The organism is Streptomyces sp. NPDC058671 (assembly GCF_042716475.1).
Lineage (GTDB): Bacteria > Actinomycetota > Actinomycetes > Streptomycetales > Streptomycetaceae > Streptomyces.
This window is the reverse complement of sequence record NZ_JBHXSA010000029.1, coordinates 1-26,255: the sequence shown is the minus strand read 5'-3', so window position 1 is coordinate 26,255 and position 26,255 is coordinate 1. Positions and strand designations below refer to the sequence as shown.

The 26,255-nt window shown below is 70.6% G+C and carries 22 protein-coding genes; 10 read left to right on the top strand and 12 right to left on the bottom strand.

Features of this window, described 5'->3' with window-relative positions:
* Positions 1–571 precede the first annotated feature (571 nt).
* The 5 genes from dgoD to ACFWV2_RS28800 form a co-directional block, all read right to left on the bottom strand.
* A complete protein-coding gene (gene dgoD / locus ACFWV2_RS28820) occupies positions 572–1,717 on the bottom strand; it encodes a galactonate dehydratase (protein ID WP_384409290.1) in 1,146 nt (381 codons plus the stop codon).
* Positions 1,714–2,466 (bottom strand): SDR family NAD(P)-dependent oxidoreductase, encoded by a 753-nt coding sequence (locus tag ACFWV2_RS28815; protein WP_384409288.1) that lies wholly within the window; start codon positions 2,464–2,466, stop codon positions 1,714–1,716. Before ACFWV2_RS28815 ends, dgoD begins: the two co-directional genes overlap by 4 nt.
* Before the next feature lie 156 nt (positions 2,467–2,622).
* Positions 2,623–3,582: a sugar kinase gene (locus ACFWV2_RS28810; protein WP_384409286.1), complete on the bottom strand. Its 960-nt coding sequence runs from the start codon at positions 3,580–3,582 to the stop codon at positions 2,623–2,625.
* Positions 3,579–4,247 (bottom strand): bifunctional 4-hydroxy-2-oxoglutarate aldolase/2-dehydro-3-deoxy-phosphogluconate aldolase, encoded by a 669-nt coding sequence (locus ACFWV2_RS28805; RefSeq protein WP_384409284.1) that lies wholly within the window; start codon positions 4,245–4,247, stop codon positions 3,579–3,581. The genes ACFWV2_RS28810 and ACFWV2_RS28805 overlap by 4 nt, the downstream gene beginning before the upstream one ends.
* A gap of 140 nt (positions 4,248–4,387) precedes the next feature.
* Complete coding sequence (locus tag ACFWV2_RS28800; RefSeq protein WP_384409282.1) at positions 4,388–5,293, bottom strand: SMP-30/gluconolactonase/LRE family protein; 906 nt, start codon at positions 5,291–5,293, stop codon at positions 4,388–4,390.
* 151 nt (positions 5,294–5,444) lie between these two features.
* On the opposite strand from ACFWV2_RS28800, the gene ACFWV2_RS28795 reads away from it, so the two are divergent.
* Positions 5,445–6,740: an ROK family protein gene (locus ACFWV2_RS28795; protein WP_384409280.1), complete on the top strand. Its 1,296-nt coding sequence runs from the start codon at positions 5,445–5,447 to the stop codon at positions 6,738–6,740.
* Between the two features lie 770 nt (positions 6,741–7,510).
* Here the strand turns inward: ACFWV2_RS28795 and ACFWV2_RS28790 are convergent.
* Entirely contained in the window at positions 7,511–7,699 is a 189-nt protein-coding gene (locus tag ACFWV2_RS28790) for a hypothetical protein (protein ID WP_384409278.1), read from the bottom strand.
* 58 nt (positions 7,700–7,757) lie between these two features.
* Between ACFWV2_RS28790 and ACFWV2_RS28785 the strand changes: the two genes are divergently transcribed.
* The 5 genes from ACFWV2_RS28785 to ACFWV2_RS28765 all read left to right on the top strand — a co-directional run bounded on the left by ACFWV2_RS28785 (position 7,758) and on the right by ACFWV2_RS28765 (position 13,336).
* A complete protein-coding gene (locus tag ACFWV2_RS28785) occupies positions 7,758–7,991 on the top strand; it encodes a hypothetical protein (protein WP_384409276.1) in 234 nt (77 codons plus the stop codon).
* 276 nt (positions 7,992–8,267) lie between these two features.
* Positions 8,268–9,236 carry a hypothetical protein gene (locus tag ACFWV2_RS28780; RefSeq protein WP_384409274.1) on the top strand — a complete coding sequence of 323 codons (969 nt, stop codon included), beginning with the start codon at positions 8,268–8,270 and terminating at the stop codon, positions 9,234–9,236.
* A 485-nt stretch (positions 9,237–9,721) separates the two neighbouring features.
* Entirely contained in the window at positions 9,722–10,678 is a 957-nt protein-coding gene (locus tag ACFWV2_RS28775; RefSeq protein ID WP_384409272.1) for a serine/threonine protein kinase, read from the top strand.
* Positions 10,679–10,721: 43 nt separating this feature from the next.
* Complete coding sequence (locus tag ACFWV2_RS28770) at positions 10,722–11,300, top strand: ABC-three component system middle component 2 (RefSeq protein ID WP_384409270.1); 579 nt, start codon at positions 10,722–10,724, stop codon at positions 11,298–11,300.
* Between the two features lie 5 nt (positions 11,301–11,305).
* Complete coding sequence (locus ACFWV2_RS28765; protein WP_384409389.1) at positions 11,306–13,336, top strand: DNA recombination protein RecN; 2,031 nt, start codon at positions 11,306–11,308, stop codon at positions 13,334–13,336.
* 824 nt (positions 13,337–14,160) lie between these two features.
* On the opposite strand, the gene ACFWV2_RS28760 is transcribed toward ACFWV2_RS28765, so the two are convergent.
* The 5 genes from ACFWV2_RS28760 to ACFWV2_RS28740 form a co-directional block, all read right to left on the bottom strand.
* The gene (locus ACFWV2_RS28760) at positions 14,161–14,427 is read right to left on the bottom strand and encodes a hypothetical protein (protein WP_384409268.1); all 267 of its coding nucleotides are present in this window, start codon (positions 14,425–14,427) and stop codon (positions 14,161–14,163) included.
* Positions 14,424–14,852, bottom strand: a complete 429-nt coding sequence (locus ACFWV2_RS28755) for a DUF6313 family protein (RefSeq protein WP_384409266.1) — start codon at positions 14,850–14,852, stop codon at positions 14,424–14,426. Before ACFWV2_RS28755 ends, ACFWV2_RS28760 begins: the two co-directional genes overlap by 4 nt.
* 767 nt (positions 14,853–15,619) lie before the next feature.
* The gene (locus ACFWV2_RS28750; protein ID WP_384409265.1) at positions 15,620–16,258 is read right to left on the bottom strand and encodes a hypothetical protein; all 639 of its coding nucleotides are present in this window, start codon (positions 16,256–16,258) and stop codon (positions 15,620–15,622) included.
* 103 nt (positions 16,259–16,361) lie between these two features.
* The gene (locus tag ACFWV2_RS28745; RefSeq protein ID WP_384409263.1) at positions 16,362–17,669 is read right to left on the bottom strand and encodes a hypothetical protein; all 1,308 of its coding nucleotides are present in this window, start codon (positions 17,667–17,669) and stop codon (positions 16,362–16,364) included.
* A gap of 333 nt (positions 17,670–18,002) precedes the next feature.
* Entirely contained in the window at positions 18,003–18,452 is a 450-nt protein-coding gene (locus ACFWV2_RS28740; RefSeq protein ID WP_384409261.1) for a hypothetical protein, read from the bottom strand.
* Between the two features lie 523 nt (positions 18,453–18,975).
* Here ACFWV2_RS28740 and ACFWV2_RS28735 point away from each other — a divergent pair.
* The 3 genes from ACFWV2_RS28735 to ACFWV2_RS28725 all read left to right on the top strand — a co-directional run bounded on the left by ACFWV2_RS28735 (position 18,976) and on the right by ACFWV2_RS28725 (position 24,343).
* Entirely contained in the window at positions 18,976–19,461 is a 486-nt protein-coding gene (locus ACFWV2_RS28735) for a hypothetical protein (protein WP_384409259.1), read from the top strand.
* 512 nt (positions 19,462–19,973) lie between these two features.
* A complete protein-coding gene (locus ACFWV2_RS28730) occupies positions 19,974–23,345 on the top strand; it encodes a DNA polymerase III subunit alpha (RefSeq protein WP_384409257.1) in 3,372 nt (1,123 codons plus the stop codon).
* Complete coding sequence (locus ACFWV2_RS28725; RefSeq protein ID WP_384409255.1) at positions 23,342–24,343, top strand: hypothetical protein; 1,002 nt, start codon at positions 23,342–23,344, stop codon at positions 24,341–24,343. Before ACFWV2_RS28730 ends, ACFWV2_RS28725 begins: the two co-directional genes overlap by 4 nt.
* Positions 24,344–24,499: 156 nt before the next feature.
* Here the strand turns inward: ACFWV2_RS28725 and ACFWV2_RS28720 are convergent, their stop codons facing one another.
* Positions 24,500–25,120, bottom strand: a complete 621-nt coding sequence (locus ACFWV2_RS28720) for a hypothetical protein (RefSeq protein WP_384409253.1) — start codon at positions 25,118–25,120, stop codon at positions 24,500–24,502.
* Positions 25,121–25,415: 295 nt separating this feature from the next.
* On the opposite strand from ACFWV2_RS28720, the gene ACFWV2_RS28715 reads away from it, so the two are divergent.
* Entirely contained in the window at positions 25,416–26,078 is a 663-nt protein-coding gene (locus ACFWV2_RS28715; RefSeq protein WP_384409251.1) for an HNH endonuclease family protein, read from the top strand.
* Positions 26,079–26,255: the final 177 nt, after the last annotated feature.

Below are 26,255 nucleotides of genomic sequence, written 5' to 3'. Positions count from 1 at the left end.
GGACGGTCGGTCTCCTCGGCGGAGGACCGTTCAGTGGTCGGTGGTGAGGGGGGCTGGGGCGACGTCCGACGAAGCTACGGCCATTTCCTGGCCGGCGGCTTCGAGGAGCTGGTCGCCCTCGGTACGCAGCGTCCGAGCGGGCCCGACCGGGCCGACGAAGGCGAGGAATGTTAGGGCTATCAGGCCGCTACGGTCCGCCCGCACGCGGTGCGTGCGGCTGGGGAGCGGTGGCAGACCCTGCTCACAAAGGAGTGGCCGAGGGCGTTCTCGTGCTCGTCGTGGAGGCGGCTGGTCGGCGCGTACAACCGTTCCAGCTCGGCAAGGTGAGGACGAGGGCTCCCTCGTGGGTCGAGCCGTCCTCGAAGTGGATCTCACGGGCACCGAGCCCCGCGGGGGGTTTCGCGGGTGCGGTCGCGCAGGACGCGTCCGGCCTTCCCACCCAGGATCCGGCAGTCCACGGCCTCCTCCATCGCCGCGAGGCCGACGGCCTGCCTGGAGCCGCCCTGTCATCACCGCCGGAGGCAGGAAGAGGCGGCCTCGTTCGTAAGCCCGCCCCTTCCGGCTTCGCCGGCTACCACTCGGCCAGCGAGCCGTCGTCCCGGCGCCAGGCCGGGTTGCGCCAGCGGTGCCCGATCTCGGCCGCCCGCTCGACCGCCTTCGCGTCGACCTCGATGCCGAGGCCCGGTCCGGTGGGCAGGGCCACGTGCCCGTCCTCATACCGGAAGACCGAGGGGTCGACCAGGTAGTCGAGCAGGTCGGAGCCGGTGTTGTAGTGGATGCCGAGGCTCTGCTCCTGGATCAGCAGGTTCGGCGAGGCGAAGCCGACCTGGAGGCAGGAGGCCAGCGCGATCGGACCCAGCGGGCAGTGCGGGGCGAGGGAGACGTCGTACGCCTCCGCCATCGCCGCGATCCTGCGCACCTCCGAGATGCCGCCCGCGTGCGAGAGGTCCGGCTGGGCCACCGCGATGCCCTGTTCGAGGACCTTCTTGAAGTCCCAGCGGGAGTAGAGGCGTTCGCCGGTCGCGATCGGGATGGAGGTCGAGCGGACGATGTCGCCGATGTGGTCGCTCATCTCCGGGACGACTGGCTCCTCCACGAAGAAGGGCAGGTACGGCTCCAGGAGCGGCAGGACCCGGCGGGCCATGGGGGCGGTGAGCCGGCCGTGGAAGTCGATGGCGATGTCGAACTCGTCGCCGACGGCCTCGCGGATCGAGGCCACCCGGTCCACGATGGCCTGGGTGGCGGCGGGGGTGTCGATGAGCCGCAGCTGCGCCGAGGCGTTCATCTTGATCGCGGTGAAGCCCTCGTCCTTACGGGCCAGGGCCTCCGACGCGACCTCGTCGGGGCGGTCGCCGCCGATCCAGCTGTACACGCGCGCGCGGTCGCGGACGTTGCCGCCGAGCAGCTGCCACACGGGGACGCCGAGGGCTTTGCCGGTGATGTCCCAGAGTGCCTGGTCGATGCCGGCGATGGCGCTGGAGAGGATAGGGCCGCCCCGGTAGAAGCCGCCCTTGGTGAGGACCTGCCAGTGGTCCTCGATCTTCATCGGGTCCTGGCCGATCAGGTAGTCGGAGAGCTCGTCGACGGCGGCGGCCACGGTGTGGGCGCGGCCCTCGACGACGGGCTCGCCCCAGCCCGTGATGCCCTCGTCGGTGTCGACGCGCAGGAAGCACCAGCGCGGGGCGACGATGTAGGTGCGCAGGGAGGTGATCTTCACTTGGATTCCTTCTTCACGGTCCAGCCGCCGTCGACGACCAGGTTGGTTCCGGTGATGTAGGCGGCGTCGGCGGAGACGAGGAAGGCGACCGCAGAGGCGACCTCCTCGGGGCGGCCGAGCCGGGCGAGGGCCGTGGCGTCGGCGGACAGCCGGCGTCCCTCCTCGTCGACGTCGTTCCAGACCTCGGTGAGGATCGGGCCCGGCAGGACGGAGTTGAAGCGCACCTCGGGCCCGTACTCGACGGCCAGCTGACGGACCAGCGCGCACATGCCGCCCTTCGCTGCGGCGTACGCGGCGTAACCGGGCAGCCCGAAGTCGGCGTGCACGCTGGATGTCGCGACGAGGCTGCCGCGCTCGGCGCGCAGGTCGTCGAGGAAGGTGCGGGTGGCGAAGTACAGCGCCCGCAGGTTGATGGCCATCTCCCGGTCCCAGGTGGCGACGGGGAGCTCGTGGGCGGCGGCGGAGGTATGGGTGAAGGCGTTGCTGTGGAGGATGGCGACCCGGCCGAAGCGCGCGTGGGCCTCGGCGCGCAGGGCGGCCCAGTCCTCCTCGGACGCGACGTCGCAGCGGACGTAGGCGGCCTGACCCCCGTCGGCGCGGATCGCGGCGGCGACGGCCTCGCCAGCCTCGTCGGCGATGTCGGAGACGATCACGGACGCGCCCTCGGCGGCGAGCCGGGCGGCGCTTGCCGCCCCGATGCCCGAGGCCGCGCCGGTGACGACGGCGGTCTGTCCGGAGAAACGGTTCATGGCTGTGGGTTCCTGGTGTTTCCGGGTGCGGATACGAAGGGGAGGTCGCCGCCCGCCGGGGTGCGGGCCCGGCGGGCGGCGCCGTGGCGGTGGTCCGGCCGGGCGGGCGCGGGTCCTACAGCGGTGCGGTCCGGCCGTCGGTGGGTGCCGGGGCGGTCAGCGGGTGATGTCCTGGGCCGTGAGGAGGCCGAGTTCGGCGCGGCGCGGGAGGCCCTCCCAGTCGCCGGGGACCGAGACCGCGAAGGCGCCGCAGAGCGCGGCGAGACGCAGGCACTCCTCCACCGGGGAGCCGTCGAGGACGGCCGCGAGATAGCCCGAGACGAAGGCGTCGCCCGCGCCGACGGGGTCGACGGCGGTGACGGGGACGGCGTGCCGGACGTGGAGCGCGTCGTCGGCGGTGGCCACGAGGGCCCCCTGCGCGCCGAGTTTCAGCACGGCCTGCCCCGGTCCGAGCCGGGTGAGGGCGCGGGCCATCCGCTCCGGTGCCTCCTCGGGCACGAAGAGGGCCGCCTCCTCGGGACCGGCGAAGACGATGTCGGCGTACGGCAGGAGCCCGGCCAGCGCGGCGGCGGCGTCGGCGCGGCTCCAGAGGCGTTCGCGGTGGTTGACGTCGAAGGAGACGGTGACCCCGGCGGCGCGGGCCACCGTGACGGCGCGCTCGACGGCGGCGCGCGCGGTGGTGCTCAACGCCGGTGTGATGCCGGTGACATGGAGCACACGCGCCCCGCTGATCTGCGCCTCGTCGAGGTCCTCGGGGGCGAGGCGGGATCCGGCGAGCCCGGCCCGGTAGTAGCTGACGCGGAGCCGGTCGGCGGTGCGGCGCTCACGGAGCATCAGACCGGTGGGCGCCGCCGGGTCCGTACGGGCGGCGGAGACGTCGACGCCCTCGGCGCGGAGCCCCGAGAGGACCATCGCGCCCGCCGCGTCCTCGCCGACCCGGCCGGTCCAGGCGGCCGGGTGGCCGAGCCGGCTGACGCCGATGGCGACGGTCGCCTCGGCGCCCGCCCAGGCGAGCCGGAGGGGGGTGCCCGTGGCGAGCGGACCGGGCACGATCGCGGCGGCCACCGCCATGGCCTCGCCGAGCGTGACGAGGGCGGGCGGCCTCCCGGCCGTCATCGGCCGATCCCGTCGAGGAAGGCGGCGGCGCGGTCGGCGAGGGCGGCGAGCGAGCCGCCCTCGCACGCGTCGCCGACGAGGGGGCTGCCGACGCCGAGCGCGGCGGCGCCGGCGGCGAGGTAGGCGGGGGCGTCGGCCGCGCCGATGCCGCCGGTCGGGACGAGGGGGATGCCGGGCAGCGGGGCGCGGACGGCGCGGAGGTACTCCGGTCCGCCGGCGGCTGCCGGGAAGAGCTTCACCATGGTGGCCCCCGCCCGCCACGCGGTGAGGATCTCGGTGGGGGTGTACGCGCCGGGGAGCACCGGGACGCCCAGGCGGACGCCCTCCGCGATGACCTCGGTGGAGGTGGTCGGGGTGATGAGATAGGTGGCTCCGGCCTCGACGGCCGCCCGCGCCTCGGCGGGCGTGGTGACCGTGCCGGCGCCGAGCGCGAGTCCGGGCGGGGCGTCGGCGGCGTACTCGCGCAGGGCGTCGAGCACACCGGGCGTGGTGAGGGTGAACTCGGCGGCGCGGACGCCGGACGCCACCAGGGTGTCGGTGACCTCGGCGAAGCGGGCGGCGGAGGCGGAGCGGAGGATCGCGACGACGGGGGCGGCGGCGAGGGCGGCCCTGAGTGCGTCGTGCGGGGCGGATCCCTCGTACCGGGGGGCTGTCGGGGTGGTCATGGTGGTGCTTCTTCCTGGGGCTGGTGCGGTGCGGGCTGCGGGGCAGGGGTAGAACTCAGCGCCCCGGGAATGCGGGAGAAGACAGCTCACTGACTCCGGGGATTGCGGGGTCGCAGGGCAGGCGTACGCCTCACTTGTCCTCAGCGGTCGGCGTACGGCGGGGTGGGCAGGCCCCGGGCGCCGGGGCGGCAGGCGAAGAGGCGGCCGGCGTCGGGTTCCGCGCGGTGGCGGTCCTCGTCGAGGCCTTCGGTCGCGGTGGTGATGACGAGGACGTCGAGGTCGGGTCCGGCGAAAGCACAGCTCGTCACGTGAGAGGCGGGCAGTTCCACGCGCGCGTGGGGGGCGCCGTCGGGGGTGAAGGCGAGGACTTCGCCGCCTCCCCACACGGCGACCCAGACGCGTCCCTCGCTGTCGACGGTGAGGCCGTCGGGGACGCCCCGGTCGAGGACGACGAAGGTGCGGCGGTCGCTCAGGGAGCCGGTCACGGTGTCATAGGCGAAGACGTCGACCCGGCCGGTGGGGCTGTCGGCGTAGTAGAGACGGGTGCCGTCGGGGCTCCAGCCGAGTCCGTTGGAGATGGTGACGGAGTCGACGAGGGTGGCGAGGACCTCGCCGTCGAGGCGGTAGAGGGCGCCCGCGCCGGGGGTCTCGTCGTACGCCATGGTCCCGGCGAGGAGCCGGCCGGCGGGGTCGACGGCGGCGTCGTTCATCCGGCGCGCCACGCCATCCCCGGGGAGCACGGCCGCGGCTATCTCGACGGCCTCGGTGACCGGCCGGTCCTGCTCCAGGCGCAGGAAGGAGGTGCCCGCGGCGGCGAGCAGGGCCCCCGAGGCGCAGGGCAGGGCGGCGCCGACAGGACGGTCGAACCGGAGTGTGACGACAGGGACGAGTTCAGGGTGTCCCCGCTCCTCGGTGAGCGCGGCCCGGTGGACGAGGCCCTCGGGGATGTCCACCCAGAGCAGTTCCTGGCGCCGGGTGTCCCAGACGGGCCCTTCGGTCAGGCGTCCGGGCAGGGGGGAGCAGGGTACGGCCCTGAGGTGCTGCATCTGGCCTCCTCGGTCGGCGGGTGTGCGCGATCGAAAAACTACGGGTTCGTATAACGGTTGTAAATAGCCTCCTTGCTGCTTCTTCCAACCCTTTGAATAAGATCGCGGGACGGGGGCCCGCCCCGGGCCGTACCAGCGGAGGACAGCAGCCATGATCAAGCGGACGTCGCAGGACATTCGCCGCCTCAACCGCTTCGAGGTCCTGCGGCGCTTCTACGCGGGATCCGACGCCGTCAGCCGTCAGGACCTCGCGGCCGCGACCGGTCTCTCCTTCGCCACCGTCGCCAACCTGACCTCCGAACTCCTGGAGGCCGAAGTCCTCGTCGAAGCGGGTCGCGAGGACTCCAGCGGCGGCCGGCCCCGCGCGCTGCTCGCGGTCAACGCCGACCGGGGCGCGCTGATCGGTGTCGACATCGCCGAGACCGCCGTCCACGCCGAACTCTTCGACCTGGCCCTGGAGGTCAGGCACTCCGTCGAACGCCCGCTTCCCCCGGGCGACGTCAGGCCCGCCGACGTCGTAGAGCGGCTCGCCGATTGCGTCGAGGAACTGCTGCGCGTCTCCGGGGTACCCCGCGCGCGCGTGCTCGGCGTGGGCGTCAGCGTGCCAGGCGTGGTGGAGCACGAGGGCGGGGTCTCCTCCTTCTCCCCGTACTGGTCCTGGCACGAGGTCCCTCTGCGCGCCCTCCTCGACGAACGCCTCCGGCTCCCCCTCAGGCTCGACAACCCGCTGCGGGCCAGTACCGTCGCCGAGCTGTGGTTCGGCGCAGGGCGGGAGGCGGACGACCTGGTGGTGCTCACCCTGCGGGCCGGTGTCGGCGCCGGGATCGCGATCGGCGGCCAGCTCTACCGGGGGTTCACCAACAGCGCGGGCGAATGGGGCCACACCTGCCTCGCGATCGACGGCCGGCTCTGCACCTGCGGCAACCGGGGCTGCGTGGAGGCGTACGTCAGCACCCGGGGCATCGCCCAGACCTGGCGCGAACTGGCACCGGACGACACGCGGGCATCGGGCCCCGACGATGCGGCCACGGTCGCCGCCCTGGCACGGGCCGCGGACGAGCGGGATCCCACGGCGATCGAGGTCATCAACCGGACCGGACGCCATCTGGGCGCGGCGATGGCGAATCTGGTCAACCTGCTCAACCCCCGGGTCGTCGTCCTCGGCAACCAGGTCGTCGACCTGCTCGGCGAGCGCCTGCTGAGCGCCACATACGAGGCGGTCACCCGGCATGCGCTGCCGCTGCCGCGCCGGGCGGCGTCCCTGCGGCGCAGCGCGGTGCCGCACAACGCGGTCACCCGGGGCGCTGCCGCGTTCGCCCTGGAGGGCTTCCTCGACGACCGCGAGGTCTTCGGACCGGTCAGCCGGATGCGTCAGCCACGCGAGCGGCGGGACGCCAAGCGGACCGGACCCGCTGTCGCTGAGGGTGGACTGTGGCTAGAGGGCTGAGGCCAGGGGCCAGGGGACGACCGTACAGGCCTGTGACTCCGGCCGAACCTTCCCGCGTTCTCGCCAGCTCGACCCTGAACACGTCAACCCGCCGCGTTACGGTCTCGCTGGGCTGCCGACGAGCGGGACCTGGACAACCTTGATCCTCGCCCGGACTATCCCCGATCGGCTATGTGCGGTACGCGTTCGTCGGCCATCAAGGGCGGCCTCGAGATGGTCCTCCTCCTCCAGGCGCAGGGAAAAGGCCTCGACCCCGACGCCGCCCGAGTCCTGGGGACCACCACCGCCGCTGACCGCACCTGCCCGTGCCCTGGTTTCCGCGCGTCCACCGCGGTAGCCGGGGCACGGCAGATAATCGTGGTGAGACGGTCTCTCCGGACGCGCCTGTGGCCTCCCCTCGGGAGGTGGGGGCGCAGCCCGGCCCCGGCGGGCGACGCGGGGCCAGGGCGGCGGCCCGCACCACAGGGGGTGGGCTGCGGGGGCTGCTTGCGTCGCGCCCGATGAGTGCGCCACCCAGCACCGACGCATAACCCGGCTGACGATCCGTACCTCGGAACAGCAAGTGCGCTGGGAGACGCCGAGCAGCGCTGCGACGTCACGGGTGTTGCACGTGCACGGGGAGTTCGTGCGCATGTGCACGCGGTACCGCGCGAGAGGTGCTCCGGCTGTAACGAGCGGTGTGACGGGTCCTGGGACCGGCGGGGTGTGACGGCCGGTCCCAGGACCGCCCGTACGCCTGCGCGCCTCTACGTGCGGAAGGGCCGGGCGGGTCAGGCGAAGTGGTCGGCGGCGCCGCGCAGGGCGTAGGAGGCCTCTATGGCCGCCGTCGCGGCCGGGGCGAGGGCCGCGGTGAGGACCGCGACCAGGACGCGGGGCGCCTCGAGCGCGGACCGGGCGGCGTGCAGCGGCTCGGCCTTGGCCGGGCGCCCCGGCGTCCGTAGGGGCTGGCGCGAGCGCAAGCAACACGCTGCCCAGGAAGCCGGCCGCATCCGCATCCCCGGCCAGACACACGCGGAGATGGTCGCCGCCCTGCCCACGCTCCACGGCGGCGCCGAGAGCAGCACCCCCATCACCGCAGAGCGCTTCGAAGGCGCGGTCCTCGCCCCCGGGATCGTCCACCTCACCTACGAGACCCGCATCGAGGACCGGCACGCCCGCCGTTCGTCGATCTGGCGCCGCGACGCCGCCGGGGAGTTCCGGCTCTACTACCACCAGGCCACACCGGTGCCGGACGGGACGGGCCAGCCGTAGGGAGCCGTCCTGGGGCCTGTCTACCCCTTCCCCTCGGGTCCGGCCCGCCCGGCCTGATCCGGTGCGAATTGTCAGACAGGCCCAGCAGTAGGGTCGTAGCGCGGGCGGGCCCACGTGAGCTGCCGGGGCGTATCGGTGCGTCGTCGCCATGGTCATCTTTGATCCTCTCGATCGTGTCCAGGGCTGATCGACTGGACAACCGTCATACGGCACCAGGACCCTCTGACCTACCTCAAATCAGTACGGCCGACCGCTGTGGTCTCTCAAAGTGGGCCCATGACAACGGCCAGCACCATGCGCGCCCACTGGAAGCTCGTTCTGCTGCCCCTCGGGTTCGCAGTCATCATGTACGGCGACCTGCTCTTCCGGGATGGCCAGCAGGGGCTGGGCAAGTTCCTCTTCATCGGCGGATGGGTGGTGGCGTTTTCAGGGATGCCGGCCATGAACCGCTATCTGAAGGCGAACCATCTCCGTGAGGGCATTCTCAAAATCTTCGTGATCCTTTTCATCGTCGGGAGTTTCGCGGTCCCCGGTCCGATCGTCAGTCTGGTCAAGGTTTTCGATGGCACGGCGCAGCCGGTCAACTACCGGCAGGCCGCGCTCTCACTGGCGCTGATCTACATCGCACTGACGATCCTGTCGCGGATCGCCGAACCGAAGGACCACGTCCTGGAGCGGCTCGCGAGCCGTATCCAGCGAGCGGCTGTCTTCCGGGCGCTGGCGAACGTGACCGGCATCTTCGCCGTGGTGGCCTTCCTGGGGGCGCGGTTCGTCGCCACGCACCCGGTGCCGCTGATTTCCACCGGCCTGTCGCTCGTGGTGGCCGCTGCGGTGGTCACCCACAAGACGTTCGCTCGGGCGCGGAAGCTGTGCACTCAGATCCACACCGACACACAGACCCTGTTGAGAGATCTCGACGAGCTTGACCAGGCACGCAGCAGCACCACGATGAGCACGGTGAAGCCCTGGATCTGGCGGCTGCGCGGCGAGCGGCAGGCAGGCGGTGGCCACACTGCCGAGCAGAAGGCGGCTTTGCGGGCCTGGGACGCCGTCAAGCTCGGCCTGTCCACGCCCGTGGACACCGGCTACCGCCGCATCGGCCTGCCGTTCCTCACTAACGAGGTGGTGGCCGAGCTGGAGGCGAAGGTGCGGGCCGCCGTCCACGGCGGAAGCGCCAGCCCTGCGCGGGCGGACCTGCAGGCCATTCAGCGGGCGTGCTCGGGTCGCGTCGACGTCCTGGCCTAGGAGCTGGTCCGTGCCGTCCCGGCGCGCCGTGGTGGGAAGGGTTGCAGGCGCAATACAGGGCAGCCGAGTACCGGGAGTACGAAGGGCTGCACAATCTGCCCCGAACCGCGGAGGAGCGCCTGCTGCGCGAGGTAACGGCGTTGGGGCTGTCCCGCTGACGGGTCGCCGGAGAGCTGCACCGCAGCACCGCAGCACCGCAGCACCGCAGCACCGCAGCACCGCAGCACCGCAGCACCGCAGCACCGCAGCACCGCAGCACCGCAGCACCGCAGCACCGGCTTATGCTCGTTGATCTACCGGAGCCCTCTGACAACCTGGGTGGCCCGGCGTCGGAGGATCACGCCCTACGAGCGATGTGCGCTTCCCTTATTGATCAGGTGACTGACCGCGGATACCCTCGCGCCAGTACGGTGTGTGACGCACAGGAGACATCCTGTGTGCAGTCCACCGGCGCAGGGGGGTGGGCTGTGCCTGATTCAATAGCCGTGCCGACGGGTGTCCAGCCGATCAGCTTCGACGTGCACGCAGTTCGCGGGGGAAGCCCCGGCGGAGCCCGCGACGACTTCGAAACGATGATCGCTCAGCTTGCCGCCGCGACAACCCCAGGTGTACGGTCCGTCGCTGCCAACCCGGGCGACTGGGGTATCGACGCCTTCGCCGGAAACCTCGGTGGGGCGATTACGGTGTGGCAGTCGAAGTACTTCATACCGGTCACCACGAAGAAGCACGTGCAGCAGGTCAAAGACTCGCTCGACAACGTGCTGAAGGCAGCCGTCAAGAACGGCCACACCATCGCCTGCTGGATTCTGTGCATCCCCTCCAGCATGGACGGACCCATGACGGCGTGGTGGGACACGTGGACGAGGGCGAAGGAGAAGGAGCACAGCCTCGTCATCCAGCTCTGGGACGAGACCGCTCTCCGGAAGAAGTTGCTCAGCCCCGAGGGCGACGACGTGCGTCGCGGCTTCTACGAGACCTACGCTCAGGCCGCCCCCGCCCCCATCGAGCAGCTTCGGCTGGTGCTCGAAGTCGAGGACGACAAGGCAGCCGCTCTCGGCTCCGCCTTGTTCATCCGGCAGATGACTGAGGCCGGCCATGTGGAGCTGGACTCTGCCAAGAGGCAGTTCTTCAATGCCGATCTGGTGGCCCGTGAGATCGCGCATAAGGATGTTCCGGCGGAGGTGGCGGCGCTCAGTTCCGCCGATGCGACGCTGCATGGTCTGTGGGAGATGCAGTTCAACGAATGCGCGGCCGAGGATGCGCTTCGGCTTCTCCACCCCCGTGTCTGGCGGGATGTACGCAACGAGCACGACAAACTGCCGAAGTCGCTGCGCCTGGAGCTGGTGCACAGCTGGGGGCTGGTGCACCGGCTGGTGGACAACCGCAAGGCGGGCTGGGTCAAACACTGGCGGCAGATCGCCGCCGAGCACTCCGCCGGCTGACCGCTGCCGGTGCCTGTCCTGTCAGACCTACGAGGAGTTCGCCGTGGAAGCACACCGGCCGGTGATGATGCCGGAGGACGAGGTGACCTTCCGGCTGGCGCAGCTGCTGCTACTTCTCGACGCCGTCGCCGGGCAGGACGCGAAGGGGGCGAGCCTGGAGCGCATCGGCTACTACGACTTCCTGTCGGCGAACCCCTTCCTCGTCGTCGATTCGGACGGCCGGGAGGGCAACCTGCTCAGGCTGGCCGGGTTCGATCCGCAGGTGCTCTCCTACGCCTCCTCCTCCCAGCGCTTCACCAGTCGACGCGAACGCATCCAGCACGACCTCGCACTGCTCGTCGCCTACGGATGCTGCGAGGTCCACAACCGCGACGGCGCCTTCGCCTACTCGATCAGCAACCGCGGCCGGGAACTCGGGGCGCGCTTCACCGCCACCTACGCTGCGTCGTTCACCACTGCGGCGTCCATCGTCGTACGTCACCTGCGCAAGCTCAGCGACAAGGCGCTGCGGGAACAGACCGCACGGTCGTTGCGACCGGACGGAGAGGGCGCGCCCGGTGCCGCGCTCCTCAGCGTCCTGGGCCCGGGACCGCAGGCACCTGACATGCCCTGGGAGGGGTGACTGCTATGCAGCCTCTGCCTGGCATCCGAATCCGGCGCCTGCGCCTTGCAGGCGTCAGCCGGAACTACGACGTCGACTTCACCCAGGACCATCAGGTGCGGAACCTGTCCGTGGTGGCCGGAGCGTTCAGCTCGGGCAAGACGGCGGTGCTGGAGTTCATCGCCTACGGCCTCGGCGGAAAGCGCCATCCTCGGCATCCAGAGGTGCTGCGGAAGGTCCGCTCCTGCCTTCTGGAAGTCGAACTGTCCGGCGAACCGCACGTCATCGAGCGGCCCGTCGGGGAACCGTCGAAGGTCGCTTACGTACGCCGGGGAACGCTGGACAGTCCGCCGCTGTCCAGGCCTGAGAGCAGGCCTATCGAGCCGGCGGGAGCGCCCGAGAGCCTCTCCGCTCTGCTGCTGGGGCACTGCAAGCTCGAAGGCGTCCAGCTTCGGGAGAGCCCTTCCAGCCGTGAGTCCCGCACCGACCCCCTGAGCATCAGGGACCTCATGGGCCTCGCGTTCCTGCCCAACGAGCGCATCGCCTCCAAGAACTTCCTGTTCGAGAACGAGTTCATGAAGAAGCACAAGCTGAAGCAGGTGGTCGACGTCGTCTTCGGCGTCCACGACGACCGCGCCGTCGAGCTTGGGCAGCGTATCCGGGACCTGGGCACCCGACTCACCCAGGCACGCTCCGAACTCGCCGCAGCACGGGCTTTCGTCGACGAACAGGACGTTCCCACAGTCGGCCCTCTGGTCGCCCAGCAGTACGAGGGCGAACTGCTGGAGCTGACCCAGCAGCTACAAGCCCTTGATGAGGCTGCGCAAGCCGGTACCACCTTCGCCGGGCGTCTACGACGCGAGCACCAGCAAGCTGCCCAACGCGCCCGGCGAGCCGCCGGCGTGGTACGTGACTGCGAGACGCAACTCGCCCGCATGATGCCGCTGCGAGCTCAGTACGCGGATGACCTCGTCAAGCTCAACATGCTGGCCGAAGCGCAGCGCCTGTTCGACCCCCTGAGCGTCACGACCTGTCCCGCGTGCCTGAACCGGCTGCCCGTTGCCCCGTCGGTGGAGAACGGCTCGTGCAGTCTGTGCAGCCACGAGCTGCCCAGCGGCGACGGCCACCTGACGCTCGGCACCGCCAATGCCGAGCACTCTTCGGATGAAGGCCGACTGGATGTCGCAGCCGAGGTCAGGGCCACCAAGGCCCGCCTGAAGGAGATCACCTCCTACGTGGAGGGCCTGGACGCGTCGCTCACCGCGTTGAAACTCCAGGCGGAAGACGCCGCCATTGCCGAAGAACGGGCCGCGGCCGCAGTCGACGAGGCCACTTCGCCCACCGTCACCCCGTTCCTCGCCGCTCGCGACAACCTCCAACGTCGGCGTGAGGAAGTCCTCCGTCATCTCCAGCAGGCCGAGAACGCGACGAAGCTTCAGGCCGGCCTGGAGAAGCGCGCCGCCCTGGTGGAACGGCAGGAGGCGCAGATCGAGCGTCTGCGGGAGGAACTCGATCGGCTGGGGGATGCCGCGCAGGACCGGGACCTGGTCGTCGGTCGTATCAGCGGCCGGTACAGCGAGCTGCTGCGGCAGTGGCGGTACCCGAAACTCAGCCAGCCGATGATCGACACGAACCTGGTTCCGCACGTACGCGGCGATTCCTACCGTGAGGCATCGTCTGGTGCCCGGACGCTCCTTACTTTGGCCTGGCAGCTGGCCGTCTTCGAGGTGGCCGTCGAAACGTCGGCCGCCCACCCCGGATTCCTCATGATTGACAGCCCGCAGAAGAACCTCGGCCACGGCGGAACCCGGGACGCGGTGATCGCAGACGCGATTGCCATCGACGACTTCTACCGCCACCTCACCGGCTGGCTGGCTGACCAGGGGGCCGGTGCCCAGGTGATCATCGTCGACAACAGCCCGCCCACGCTCGTGGAAGACAACGTCGTGGTGCGGTACAGCCGCAACGAGGACCAGCCTCCCTACGGGCTGATCGACGACGAGACGACGACCGACGAAGCCAGCCCCCAACAACCGCCCACCTCCGACGAAAGCTGACGGTCACCGCCACGGCGCCAGCAGCCCCCACTCACGCGTCTCCCGCATCAGCCCCGCAGTTCCGCAGCGACGCCAGGGGCTCAGGCATGGGTGGAAGAGCCTCGACCCCCACAGAGGGCTGGGCCACCCCGTCCGGCTGCAACACGTCGAAAGCCACGAAGTAGGCCGGCCACCTGGCGGCGAGGCCGGGGGCGCTGCGGCCCCGGGCTGCTGCCCGGCGCTGCAACCCCTCCCTCGAACGACAGTCGCTCCGCCTCGGCGTCCCAGACGAGGAGTTCGCCATCGAGGACCAGGCCGCCCGGCAACTGCTGCTCCGCTGCGCCAACCAGGTCCGGGAACCGGTCCTGCACCAGCGACCCGCGGCGGGTCTGCAACACCACCCGTCCGCCCGGTGCCCTGGGGTCAGCAGGACTGCTGAACTTTAGTCGCTGGAATCCTTCCCGGGCGTTCTGGACTTCTTGCGAGGCCGAGGCTGTGCTACTCCGCGAAGCTTGTACGTGGCGCTGCTCGGAGCCTGCATCCCACCCTCAGACTCCGACAGGCCAATTTTGTTGTGAGGATCATCTTCACCCAGGGTAGCGACGGCAACGGTGGGAAACTCAGCACGCAGCTCGTCGATCTGCTGTTCTGTAGGCCGGCCATGCGAGGCAATCTCAGCAATAGCAACGGACAGCCGTGAGGGACGCTGACGCTTACGGCCCGGAGTCAGAGAAGGATCATCGATCCCCGCAGTGATGGTGCCCGAACGGCGCAGCTCATCTACGGACCGTGCCGCGGCCCTAACTCTCTGCTTACTCACTTGCAGATCCACCATGCACTCCACTCTAAAACTTGATCGGCTTTCGTGGAGCGCTGCAAACGCCATCCTTAGCATCAAACCACAGTTGCGTTTGGGCCAGATACTCAGCGTAACGATCCTTCTCCTCGTCGCTGCGCCCCTCCATCGTCTTCACCTTGTGCATGTGGAACAGAACCGTGCTGCGCCAGTGCTCCTGGGCTTCCTCCCAGGTCCTATGGAGGTCGGCGAATGTCTGAGCAAAAGACCGGTCACTGACACTGCCATGGTGATACAGATCGTAGAGAGTGATCATGGTGAGCCCTGATGGGGGGGTGCACCCGGTTGCCTGGCAGCGTCACTCAATTCCCCCGCAGCTTCTGAGGGTGAGGCACTACGGCGCGAGTCGATCTGGGCTGTGACCACGTAGCCAGCCACACCGCCAATGAAGGCCGGAATGAGCATCCAGCCAAAGATCGACAACGGCCAGGTAACCCAAGGCCAGGCAGCGTCCCTGGGTGATTCTCGACCGACGAGGATCTCCCAGGCCTTGATGTAACCCAACTTGCGCGCCGCGAGCATGTAGGCGACGAATACAGCTAGGACCCATTTCCACGATTTGAAGTAAAGCCACGAGCGAAACTTGTCCGTCCTGGCCGCTTTTTCCTGTTTCCAGTGCCGGAGCCGCACCCACCAGCGAGTCTGGCCAGCCAGGGGAGGTGGCTGCGAAGGAGCGGTCATGTACGCGAACCTATGGGGCTCCTGCCTGGCCTGCACATTGGCGTCCGCCACCCGGGCGAGGTGAGCCGGACCGCGGTCAGCCGGTCCGCCGCCTGCCCTGCGCCCATCGGCCCGCGCAGCGCCGCGCGGACGCCTTCCGCGTCCACCCCGTCGACCGCGGACCGCGACCACTGCCCCGGCCCCGCGTCCGTCGGCGGGACCAGTCCGGACCTTGCCGCCCACCGCCAGGCGGCCAACGGGACTCCGAGCCTCCGGCCGCCGCCTGCTCGTCGTAGAACTCCCGCTGCTTGCCCATCACGAACTCCTCTCCGGGCCCCCCCGTCTGGAGCCACGCCGGAAAGGTTGCGAAAGATCCCATTTATTGTCAACGGCCCATATCTGTGCGACAGTTGGGGACGCACCGCAAGATCCCCACCCCGCGTACGCGAGGGGGAAATTCACTCCTGCGGGTGAACCGGAGCCGGTCGGGCAGTCCGGTGAACGACGGTGCGACACGTGCCGGGTCGGCGCCGCCTCGGCGACGCGCGCGCCCGAGGCCTGGTCGGCCCGTACGGCGGACTGCATCGACGGAAGCGGGCCAGCTGTCGCGGGCCCGGGTGCAGTCCCTGCCGGCCGAGGGCCGGTGGTGCGGGCTGGAAACGAGTCCCGGCCCGGGGCGGGGTGCGCGCCGAGGCGCCCGCTCCCCAGGGCGGGCGCCGGACCGTGGCCGGGCCGAGACAAGTCCTTCCCACGGGCAAGGGCACGGGGCCGCGTCGGGTGGGGCGCGGTCAGGGCTGGGGCGTCGTCCCGTCGGTCTCGGGCCAGGTGTCCCAGGGCCAGAGTCCGCCGATAGCGTAGCGGCCCTGGGCGTCCGGGGTGACGCGCTCGGCGCCGGGCTCGTCTCGGTAGGTCGCGTCCCACGTGAACGTGAGCGCGCCGTCGTACTCGAATGCTGCGGTGAGGCCGCAGTTGTCCCGGTGCAGGTCTTCAACGATGCGCTGCGCGGTCTCGCCGGCGAACAGGTACGTGTCGTAGGGAGATCGCGTCGCCGTCGTGGGTTGCCCGGGGTATGGCCCGTAGTCCGTTCCGTCGACCGTCAAGAGCTCAAGGGGCGCGGCCGGGGCGGGAGTCAAGGGCGCTGGGCTCGATGCGGCGTCGCCTCGGCCGTCTGCGACACGGCGGCCGGCTGGACCGGGCACGACCGTCGCGCTGTGGGCCGGGACCGCGTAGCGGGCGCGGCCGGTGCCGCCGGACTCTCGCGGGCGGGATCGAAGTACGTCGACGGTGATCCGGCCGGTGGAGCTGAAGCGCTTGACGATGCCTTCCGCCATCTCCGTCGAGTGGGCGCTGTGTCCCCACTTCCGGGGGAAGAGGACGTGGGCGCCGTGAGTGATCGGGGTTCCTCGCCAGTCGAGCATCCATGCCATGGGGTACCTCCTGTGGGTGTGTCTTCGGGGCCGGCGGGGTGCCACTCCCCGCCGGGGGCGGGGGTGGGGCCGATGGACCACACCCCCGCGTACCGCCGGTTGGTCAGGCCAGGCGGACGTGCATCACCAGGTGCTTGTAGCCTTCACCCGTCATCTCGGGCCCCTCGGTGAAGAGCCCGGGCTTGCTGATCTGCCCCTCCTTCATCTCGCCGAGGTGCAGCGTCACGGTGTCGCCGGTGAAGGTGCCGAGCGCGTCCAGCAGGAATCCCGGGTTGAACGCGGCGATGCCTCCGCGCAGTCCTTCGCCGGTGCCGTGGGTGATGGCCATCGGGACGGGCATGCCCTTGGTACGGGCCGTGCCTTCGGCCGTGTCCAGCCGGGGGGCGAGCGTGAGGTTGCCGTCGGCGTCCCAGACGAACATCACGGGCACGTCCCTGAGGCCCTTGGCCGTCAGTACGGCCTGGCACTTCTTCACCGCCCGGACGGTCGTGGCGCGGTCGAGCTGGACCGACGTGTCACACGTCTCGGGGAACAGCGACTGGTACTTGGGGAGGCTGCCGTCCAGCGAGCGCATGGTGACGGTGACGGCTCCCAGCGACAGCGTGGCGCGGGCGACGGGCCAGTTGGCCACGGGCTCCCCTTCGGCGTGGTCGTCTTCGAGGATGCCGATGCCCACGGGGCCGTCGTGAGCCTTCAGACGCTTGGCCAGAGCGGAGAGGGTGTCGGCCGGGATGAGCGCAACCAGCGGCTTCTTGGACGGCATTGCGGTGGAGGTGACGGGGACTTCCGCGACGGCGAATCGGTAGCGGTCGGTGGCCGCCATGGTGAGCTTCTCCCCGTCCAGCGTGATCTGGATGCCGGTGAGCACGGGCAGCGTGTCGTCGCGGCCTGCCACAGGCAGCACGCGGTTGAGCTGGCGGAGGAAGGCCTGCGTGTCCATGTTTGCCATGGCGGGCACGGCGTCCAGCGGCTTGGTGTACTCGTGGATGTCGTGCGCGGTGACGGGCACCGTGAGGTGCTCGGTGGCCAGCAGGTCTCCGTCGAGCGAGACGCGGGTCCGGGCGGCGACGGTCTTGGTCTCCCCGGCGATCATGGCCGCGAGGCTCTTCTTCAGCTCGGGGAAGTCGAGGAGCGAGGAGCCCCTCGCAAGCGGCGTCGCAGCGGAGATCGTGACCGACACGGAAGTCTCGAAGTCGTGGGCGCTGAACACGATCCGATTCCGGCGGGTCTCGATCAGCACACCGCGCTGCGCGGGCGGCTGCGCCTTCGGAGCAATTCCGAATTCGGCGAAATTCAGAGCGTCGATGATCTCCGCGTTAATTCCGGCGAAGCTGGCGGTTGGCTTTACGGGCTGCTTTTCCTCCTTCTTCGCGGTGTCGGAGGTAGCGACCTGCGTCTCGAGCTTGGTCATAGCTCTCCCTGGGGAGTGAGATACGGATTCGGTTTGTTGGCCGACTGCCACCACCGACCAACAAGACAACTATACCATTTTTAACTCACACTCGGGGCTGATCAGACCCGGTTTTCGCCCCAGTCCGCCCCGAAAACCGGCGCGCGAATGGCCGGGGTCGGCTGTGCGACCCACGGGTGTGCACTCGTTGCCTCGGACGGGCCGTGATGTCCTAAGACAGCGCAGTGAGCCCGCGGCGAGGAGAGCCAACGTTCGCGGCATGCGGCTGATCGACGCCCTTCTGGGCTGTCCTCAAGGGCACTTGGCGGCACCCGTGGGCCTTTCGGCCTCGGATCACCCGGAGCCAAGTTCACGGTCGATCTGGGCGTCCAGCGCCGCTGCGGCCTCATCCCGACGCCGGTCCACGAGGTCCGCGAGACGGGCGACAGCTGTCCGCTCAGTCGGAGTGAGTTCGTCCATGGTCGCCTCGATGGCCTCCCGGACATGCTCGGCCACAGCCCGTGCCGTAACGGCCTCGACCTCGGCCGGCCCGACCATGTGGAGGTAACCAAATTCGACCAGCCGCCGGACCGAAGCCCGAGTCTCCTCCGGCGGCATCTGCAGTTCGGCGATCAGCCAGTCGAGATCGCCGTATGGAGCGCAAATGTCCCCCAGCCACCGGCACCGCATGTAGACACCGACGTCGGCCGACGACAGGCAGCGGTCGGTGATCGGCAAGTGGGGCACGGCGAGCATGTATGGCTCGCCAGTTTCGCTGCGCAGCTTCAGCGGCTCCTCCGACATCGCTACCACAGCCCCGCCGCAGTTCCGGCGCCGCGCGGATCGGTGGCGGCCAGGACTTTCCCGGCGGGAGCGCTGGAGGCCAAGTCATAAGGGGTGAGGTGCGTCGTGCGGCCGGGGTGCATGGGGTCCACGCTGCCGGAACGGGAGCAGTGTCCGGGGGCAGTGCGGTGAGTATCCACCGTAACGGGTGATCGACGAAACGATGGGACGACGGCTGGGCAGGACGGCGGCCTGGCGGGTGGTGAGTTCGTGTCCCGTTCGGGATCACCGGCCGTGTCCACGAGAGTGCTCCTACATGGCTTCATGCTCCAGGCAGCAATGGTCATCCTCCACCACCTCGGTGCGCCGCCCGGCGTGAGGTTGTGGAGCCGCAGCCTGCGACGCAGAGGTGACGATGTCGAGTGGCCCACCAGGCGGAGAAGCGAGTCCCACGTCACCTTCCGAGTGCCTAGCACTGGGCACCGGCCGCGCGCGACTGCGGCGATGATCAGCCGCAGACTTGCTGCCAGAGAAGGGGCCGAACGTGCCGGTGCTCCGCCGGATCACCACATGCACGACGCCGTCCACCCTCATTGTCGAGCGCGCGACGCGGCACCTGGACCGTCCGTACGATTACCGGCTGCAGGTGTGTCGCCGGCACCGGTGGCTCACCGAGCAGTGGACCGGCCGCCGTACCGTTGCCGGGCCAGCGGCCGGAGTCTGCGGCGAGGTGCTGGACTACCGCGGCTACCTCAAGGTGGTGGAGTCCCACGCGGACCTGTGGCTGCGGCCGCTGACCGCTCACGGTCCGGAGGACCACGGCGGGGACCTCCCACGTGCGCTGACCGCCGCGTACGAGACCTTGACCCTCCACCGGGAGCCGACCGAGGTCGCGGTCGCGATCGGGCACGCCGCCCGGATCGCCACTGCCCTCGCCACTGGCGACCTCGACATGGAGGACGGCCAAAGTCAGGTACTGGCCGCGCTCAGCATCGCCGAGACCCTCGACGCCGCCTCCCGGGGTGTGTAGCTCGTGTCAGGTCGCCCGCTGGAAACCGGCGCCACAGCCCACCGGCCTGCTCGCGAGGTCGGCACCAGCACGGCGCCGTTGTCCTGGTGCGTGTCCAGCCCTATCGCGGCCGACTCGGGCAGTTCATCCCTGCTGGCCGTGCGCGCGGGGGCCGCACCCCATCTGTCCGGCCGCGCCCCCGCCCGCACGGCTTGCCATGGCCGGGGCAGCCACCCAGCTCCACCTGGGCCGGCGGCTCGTCGCCGACTAGGCAGAGCTGCGCAGAACCTCCGCTGTGTCCACCCATAGGTATCCGTGGCCATCGGCAATCCCGCGCTGCCCCGATGGCGGGATTGTGCACCCCAGAGGTCGCATGTTCGATTTACGTTCGACTACTGTGAGGGTGTGGTCAGGGTTCTTTGATCTGTTTCGTGGGGGTTTACCCGGAGGTTGTCATGGGTGGTGGAGTGCCGCATTTGCATGTGTCGAGTGGGTTTTCGGCCCGCTTCGGCGCTTCCCACCCGAGCGCTCTGGTGGCCCGGGCGGCGGAGCGTGGGATCGCGACGCTGGCGCTGACCGACCGGGACAACGTCACCGGAGCGGTGCGTTTCGCGAAGGCCGCCGCGGCCGCCGGGGTCCGGCCCGTCTTCGGCGTCGACCTCGCCGTCGCCCCGCACCAGCCCGCCGCCCGGGAGACGGCGCAGCGGCGGCGGACCCCGGTCCGCGGTGGCACGCACGTCGTCGAGGCGGCCTGGCGGGTGACGCTCCTGGCGAAGAACGTCGCCGGGTGGGGCCGGTTGTGCCGGATCGTGTCCGCCGCCCACCTGGCCGACGGGGTGCCGATCGCTTCGTGGGGCACCCTGGAGGCGTTTGCGGGCGAGGGCCTGGTGGTGCTGCTCGGGCCGGCCTCGGAGCCGGTGCGTGCCCTGGCCGGGGGCAGGCCGGATGTGGCCGAGCGGCTTCTGGAGCCGTGGCGGGAGCTGGCCGGTGGGAATCTGCGGCTGGAAGCGGTGTCGTGGGGGCTGGCGGGCATGGGGCCGGGGTCGGGCCGGCTCGCCGCGCACACGGTTGGCCTGGCGGACCGGCTCGGGATCCCTGTCGTGCTCGCGAACGCCGTCCGCTACGCCGACCCTGCTCAGCACCGGCTGGCGGATGTGCTGGACGCGGCCCGGTTGCTGCGGCCGGTCGACCGGCGGCGCCTGGACTGCGGCGAGCGGTGGCTCAAGGGCCCCGGCGAGATGGCGGCGGTCGCGGAGCGTATCGCCGGGGACTGTGGCGCCGGCCCGGGCCGGGCGGCCGCGCTGCTCGCCGAGACCGTCCGTACGTCGGAGGCGTGCGTGGTCGATCCGGTCGCCGACCTGGGGCTGGGCACCCCGCACTTCCCTGAGCCGACGGTCGTCGGGGCGGAGCCGGGTGCGGGTGGGGCGATGCGGCTGCTGAGGCAGCGGTGCGAGGCCGGGATGACCGCCCGCGGGCTCGATGGCGACCGGCGGTCGGTGGAGCAGCTGGAGTATGAGCTGGGGATCATCGGCCGGCTCGGCTATGAGCCGTACTTCCTCGCGGTTGCGCAGGTTGTCGCCGATACCAGGGGCATGGGGATTAGGGTCGCGGCCCGTGGTTCGGGGGCCGGTTCGATGGTCAACCACGCGCTGTTCATCGCCACTGCGAACCCGCTGGAGCACCGTCTGCTCTTCGAGCGGTTCTTGTCGGAGCGGCGGGCCTCGCTGCCGGACATCGACATTGATGTGGAGTCCGCCTGCCGCCTGGAGGTGTACGACCGGATCTTCGAGCGGTTCGGTGCGGAGCGGGTCGCGGTGACCGGGATGCCGGAGACCTACCGGGCTCGGCACGCGCTGCGCGACACCGGTCTCGCGCTCGGCCTGCCCCCGCAGGTCGTCGACCGCGTCGCGAAGTCCTTCCCGCACATCCGGGCCTGTGACATCCGCTCCGCGCTCGCCGAGCTGCCCGAGCTGCGCCGTCTGAATGCCGACGCGGGCTCGTATGGGCGGCTGTGGGAACTGGCCGAGGGGCTGGACAAGCTGCCGCGGGGGATGGCGATGCACCCGTGCGGAGTGATCCTGTCGAACTCCTCGCTGCTGGACCGTCTGCCGGTGCAACCCACCGCGCAGGGCGCATATCCGATGGTCCAGGCCGACAAGGACGACGTCGAGGACCTCGGCCTGCTCAAGCTCGACGTCCTGGGGGTGCGGATGCAGTCCGCGATGGCCCACGCCCTCGCCGAGATCCGCCGCACCACCGGCCGCCAGATCGACCTCGACAACGCCGACCACGTTCCCCTCGACGACGTCTTCGCGTTCAAGATGATCCAGGACTCCGACACGGTGGGGATGTTCCAGCTGGAGTCACCGGGTCAGCAGGACCTCGTCGGCCGGCTCCAGCCGCGCGATCCGCAGGACGTCATCGCCGACATCTCGCTGTTCCGGCCCGGGCCGGTGCAGGGCGGGATGCCGGCGATGTACATCGCGGCCCGCCACGGCGCCGCACCCGTCTATCCCCACCCCGACCTCGAGCCCGTCCTCGCCGACACCTACGGGGTGACGATCTGGCACGAGCAGATCATCGACATCTTCGCCGTCATGACCGGCTGCGACCGCGCGCTCGCCGAGGTCGCCCGCCGCACCCTCGCCGACGAGAAGCGGCTCCCGAAACTGGAGAAGTGGTTCCGGGCGAAGGCCGGCGCCCGCGGCTACACCCCGAAGGTCCTCGACGAGGTCTGGGACATCGTGTCGTCGTTCGGGGCCTACGGGTTCTGTCGCGCGCACGCCGTCGCTTTCGCCGTCCCCGCTCTGCAGTCCGCGTGGCTCAAGGCCCATCACCCCGCCGCTCTGTATGCCGGGCTCCTGGAGCACGACCCAGGCATGTGGCCGCTGCGCGTGATCGTCTCCGACGCCCGCCGCCACAACGTGCCCGTCCTCCCCGTCGACATCAACGCCTCCAAGCCCGCCTACACCGTCGAGGCCACCGGCACCGGCTTCGGAGTCCGGCTCTCCCTCTCCTCGGTCAAGGGCATCAGCGCTGAGCAGGTCACCCGGATCGCCGCCGGCCAGCCCTACAACTCCCTCCAGGACTTCCTCCAACGCGCGCACCCCGCGCTGCCGATCGCCGAACGCCTCATCCAGATCGGCGCCCTCGACACCCTCAAGGGCGAGCAGACCCGGCGGGACCTGCTGCTGCAGGCCACCGAACTCCACCGCCACACCCGCAGCCGGCCCGGCCCGGGACAGCTCCCCATCGACGACTCCCTCCTGACAGCCGGGCCCTCGGGGCTGCGGGAGATGACCAGCCGGGAGCGTCTGGACGCCGAGCTCGGCGTACTGAAGATCGACGTGAGCCAGCACCTGATGGAACACCACCACCGCCTGCTGCGGGAGATCGGAGCCGTCGACGCCAAGCACCTGCGCGCCCTGCACCCCGGGCAGCCCGTCCTCGTCGCCGGCGTCCGCGCCTCCACCCAGACCCCGCCCATCCCCTCAGGCAAGCGGGTCATCTTCGTCACCCTCGAAGACGGCTTCGGCCTCGTCGACATCGCCTTCTTCGAGGACTCCCACGAGGATTGCGCCCACACGGTCTTCCACTCCGGCCTCCTCCTCGTCCAGGGAACGGTCGAAGCCCGCGGCCCGCGCCGCACGGTCGTCGGGCAGAGGGTGTGGGACCTGGAAAAGCTCGCCGCCGCCCGCCGCGATCACGGCCCCCAGGCCGTCCTCGACCTCCTCGACCACGCCTCCCCCGCGCCGACCCCCACCCAGCCGGCCACACCGCCCAGGACCCTCATCGACGGAACCACAGGCGCGCGCCTTCACCCCTACGCGGACCTCCAGCCCGCGGGCACCCGCTCGGCCGATCTCACCCGCCTCGGTCACTCCAGCCCCGGGAGCGCCGGATGAGCACCAGTCCCCGCACGCTGATGCGGATCCACTTCCATCTGTCCGAGCCGGACCCTGGCCTGTACGAGCAGCTCCTGGATGTCCTTGCCGACGTCACCCCGCAGGTGGAGGCGCACCCCGTCGACTTCTCCGCCGACGCCGACCTCACCGGCGCCCTGAGGTATTGGGGTCAGGACGCCGCCGGTCTCGTCGGCGTGATCCGGCTCCGCGCGCTCGCGCTGCACGGCGTCTTCACCAGCGCGGGCGCCGGCCCCAGCCGGATGATCGCCGCCATGGCCGCCGCCCTCACCCCCGCGGGCGGCGCCACGATCGTCGCCAACACCCCCTACGACATCGCGGCGTTCCTCCGGCCCCAGCCAGCCGCCGCGCTCCCCGGCATCGGCCCCGCCGCCGCACGCACGCTCGGCCGGCTCGGCATCCACACCGTCGGCGACATCGCCGACACCCCGCTCGCCACCCTCCAGCGGATCCTCGGCATCGCCGCCGGCCGCCAGGCCCACGACCGAGCCCTCGGCATCGACGACCGCCCCATCGTCCCCGCCGCCGCACCCAGATCCCTCAGTCTCAGCCACCGGTTCGACCACGACGAACTCGACCCCGACCACCACCACCGGGCCGTCCTCAGCCTCACCGAACACATCGGGGCGGCGCTGCGGGACGATCGCCAGGTCGCCCAGGGGCTCACCCTGACCGTCACCTACGTCGACCGCAGCCAAACCACTCGGACGCGTTCCCTGGCCGAAGCCACCGCCCATACTCCCGCCCTCGCCGCGACAGCCCGCGAACTGCTCACCACGCTCGGCCTCCAGCGCGCCCGCGTCCGATCGCTGTCGCTGCGCGCGGAGCGTCTCCAGCCCGCCGAGACAGCCGTCCACCAGCTCCCCCTTGGGACCCACGACGACCGGGCACGGGACCTAGAGGCGGCCCTTGACCGCGCTCGCGCGCGATACAGACCCGGGATCGTCGGCAGCACCGCCGCGTACCGACACGCCAGCTGACCACACGCCTCACGTCGCCCGGGCGCCGAGCGGCCAGCAGCACGGCCGGCGGCCTTCACGATCGGGTCCGTCAACGGGGCCGCGGCCCCAGCCGCGGCCTCCGCCGCCACCCAGGCCAGATCCGGCAGGCCGGTCTGACGCAAACGCTGACAGGGCTCACTGTCCCGAAGCCGAAAGATCGCAGTCGCCTGTGTAGCCGTTGGCGATGAGGTCGCCGGCCGCCTGGCGGCGCTGTCCTGCGACGGTGTGAGAGACGTGAAGCGCGTCCTGGACAGCCTCCAGGGAGACGGCGTACATGTCCGGCGCCTGGGGCTTCCGGCTCGCCGGGATCGCGTGGTGGGCGGCGAGGATGAGGCGGGCCACCTTGCGAACGGCACGCTCGACAGGAGTGAGGCGGGCAGTGTCCTCGGCCTCCAGGACGGCGACCTCGGCCCGGGCGGCCTCAGCTCGGGCATGGACGGCGGCGGCCTGGCTCTCGGCGGCGGCGCTCTCGGCGGCGGCCCTGCGGGCGGCAGCCTCGGCGCGGTCGGCGTCGGCCTGGTCGGCGTCGGCTCGTGCTCGTAGGGCGAGGGCACGCTGCTGCTCGACGGCGGCCTCGGCAGCGACGCGGACGACTTCCTGGGCACGGGCGTCGGCTACCGCAAGGCAGATGTGGGCGTCTGCGAGATCGAGCAGTGCTCGGGCCGTGTCACGGTCGCCTCGGCTCAGGACGCTTCGGGCGCGCTGGACGAACGTGTGCGACATTTCGTGGCTGATGTGGCCGGAGTTGGAAAGCATGACCCCACAACGAGTCCGAAGGGGTATGGGACACCAAAGCGGGCCGGGCCGGGGGCGATCCTCGCACGTGGCGGCGAGGTCGGCGGCGGTGTGGGCCTACCAGTACGTCCAGGAAGGGTCCGCCCTGAAAGCGGCCAGGGCACCGCCCTGTACTGCGCCTCACGCCAGACCTGCGGGGTGCCCAACTCAGCGGGAGAAGAGGGAACGGTTCCCCTGGTGAACCTGTTCACCCACCCGGCTGATCCACCACCGGCCACCGGCATGTCACCGGCCCACGGCCGCTATCCCTACGGGCGTGATCAAGAACATGCTGCGCGGTCTGGCCGCGCTTTCCCTGTCCCTCATCCCCCTCATCGCACCGGCGCCCGCGCAGGCCGATGAAGTCCTCCAGCTCGCCGCCGCGCTCGACCAGGTCCGTGTCGCCGACGAGTCCCGCGCCGGCTACACCCGCCACAAGTTCAAGCACTGGAACTCGGGTCTCGACGTCGGGGACGGCTGCAACACCCGCGCCGAAGTCCTCCTGGCCGAAGCCGTCGAAGCACCGACCGTCGCCGCCAGCTGCAAGCTGAGCGGCGGGGAATGGACCAGCTACTACGACGGCGTCGAGGTCAACGACCCCGGCAAACTCGACATCGACCACATGGTGCCCCTCGCCGAGGCCTGGGATTCGGGAGCGTCTGCCTGGACGCCGGCCCGGCGCGAGGCATACGCGAACGACCAGGACGCCAGCACGTCCCTCGTCGCGGTGACCGCACGCTCCAACCGCCAGAAAGCCGACCAGGACCCCCGCGACTGGATGCCGCCGCTCCCCAGCGCGCACTGCCGCTACATCTCCGAATGGGTCGGCACCAAGCTCCGCTGGAATCTGGCCGCCGACAACGCCGAGATGGACGCCCTCGCCGTCTTCGCCCACGGCGACTGCGCGAAGACCGCCGTCATCTTCACCCCCGCCCCGTAAACCCCGGTCCGCCTACGAGTCCTGACTCGACGCCCCCTCCCCCGCGCCGCACTTTCCGACGGCGGGAGTGGGTCCGGCAGGCCCTAGGTCCTGTCTGACAAAGGATCTTGGATGGGTTCGCGGAGCCAGAGGATGAGTGAGGCGAGGTGGACTCCGGCCTTGTAACGGGCGGCGAGT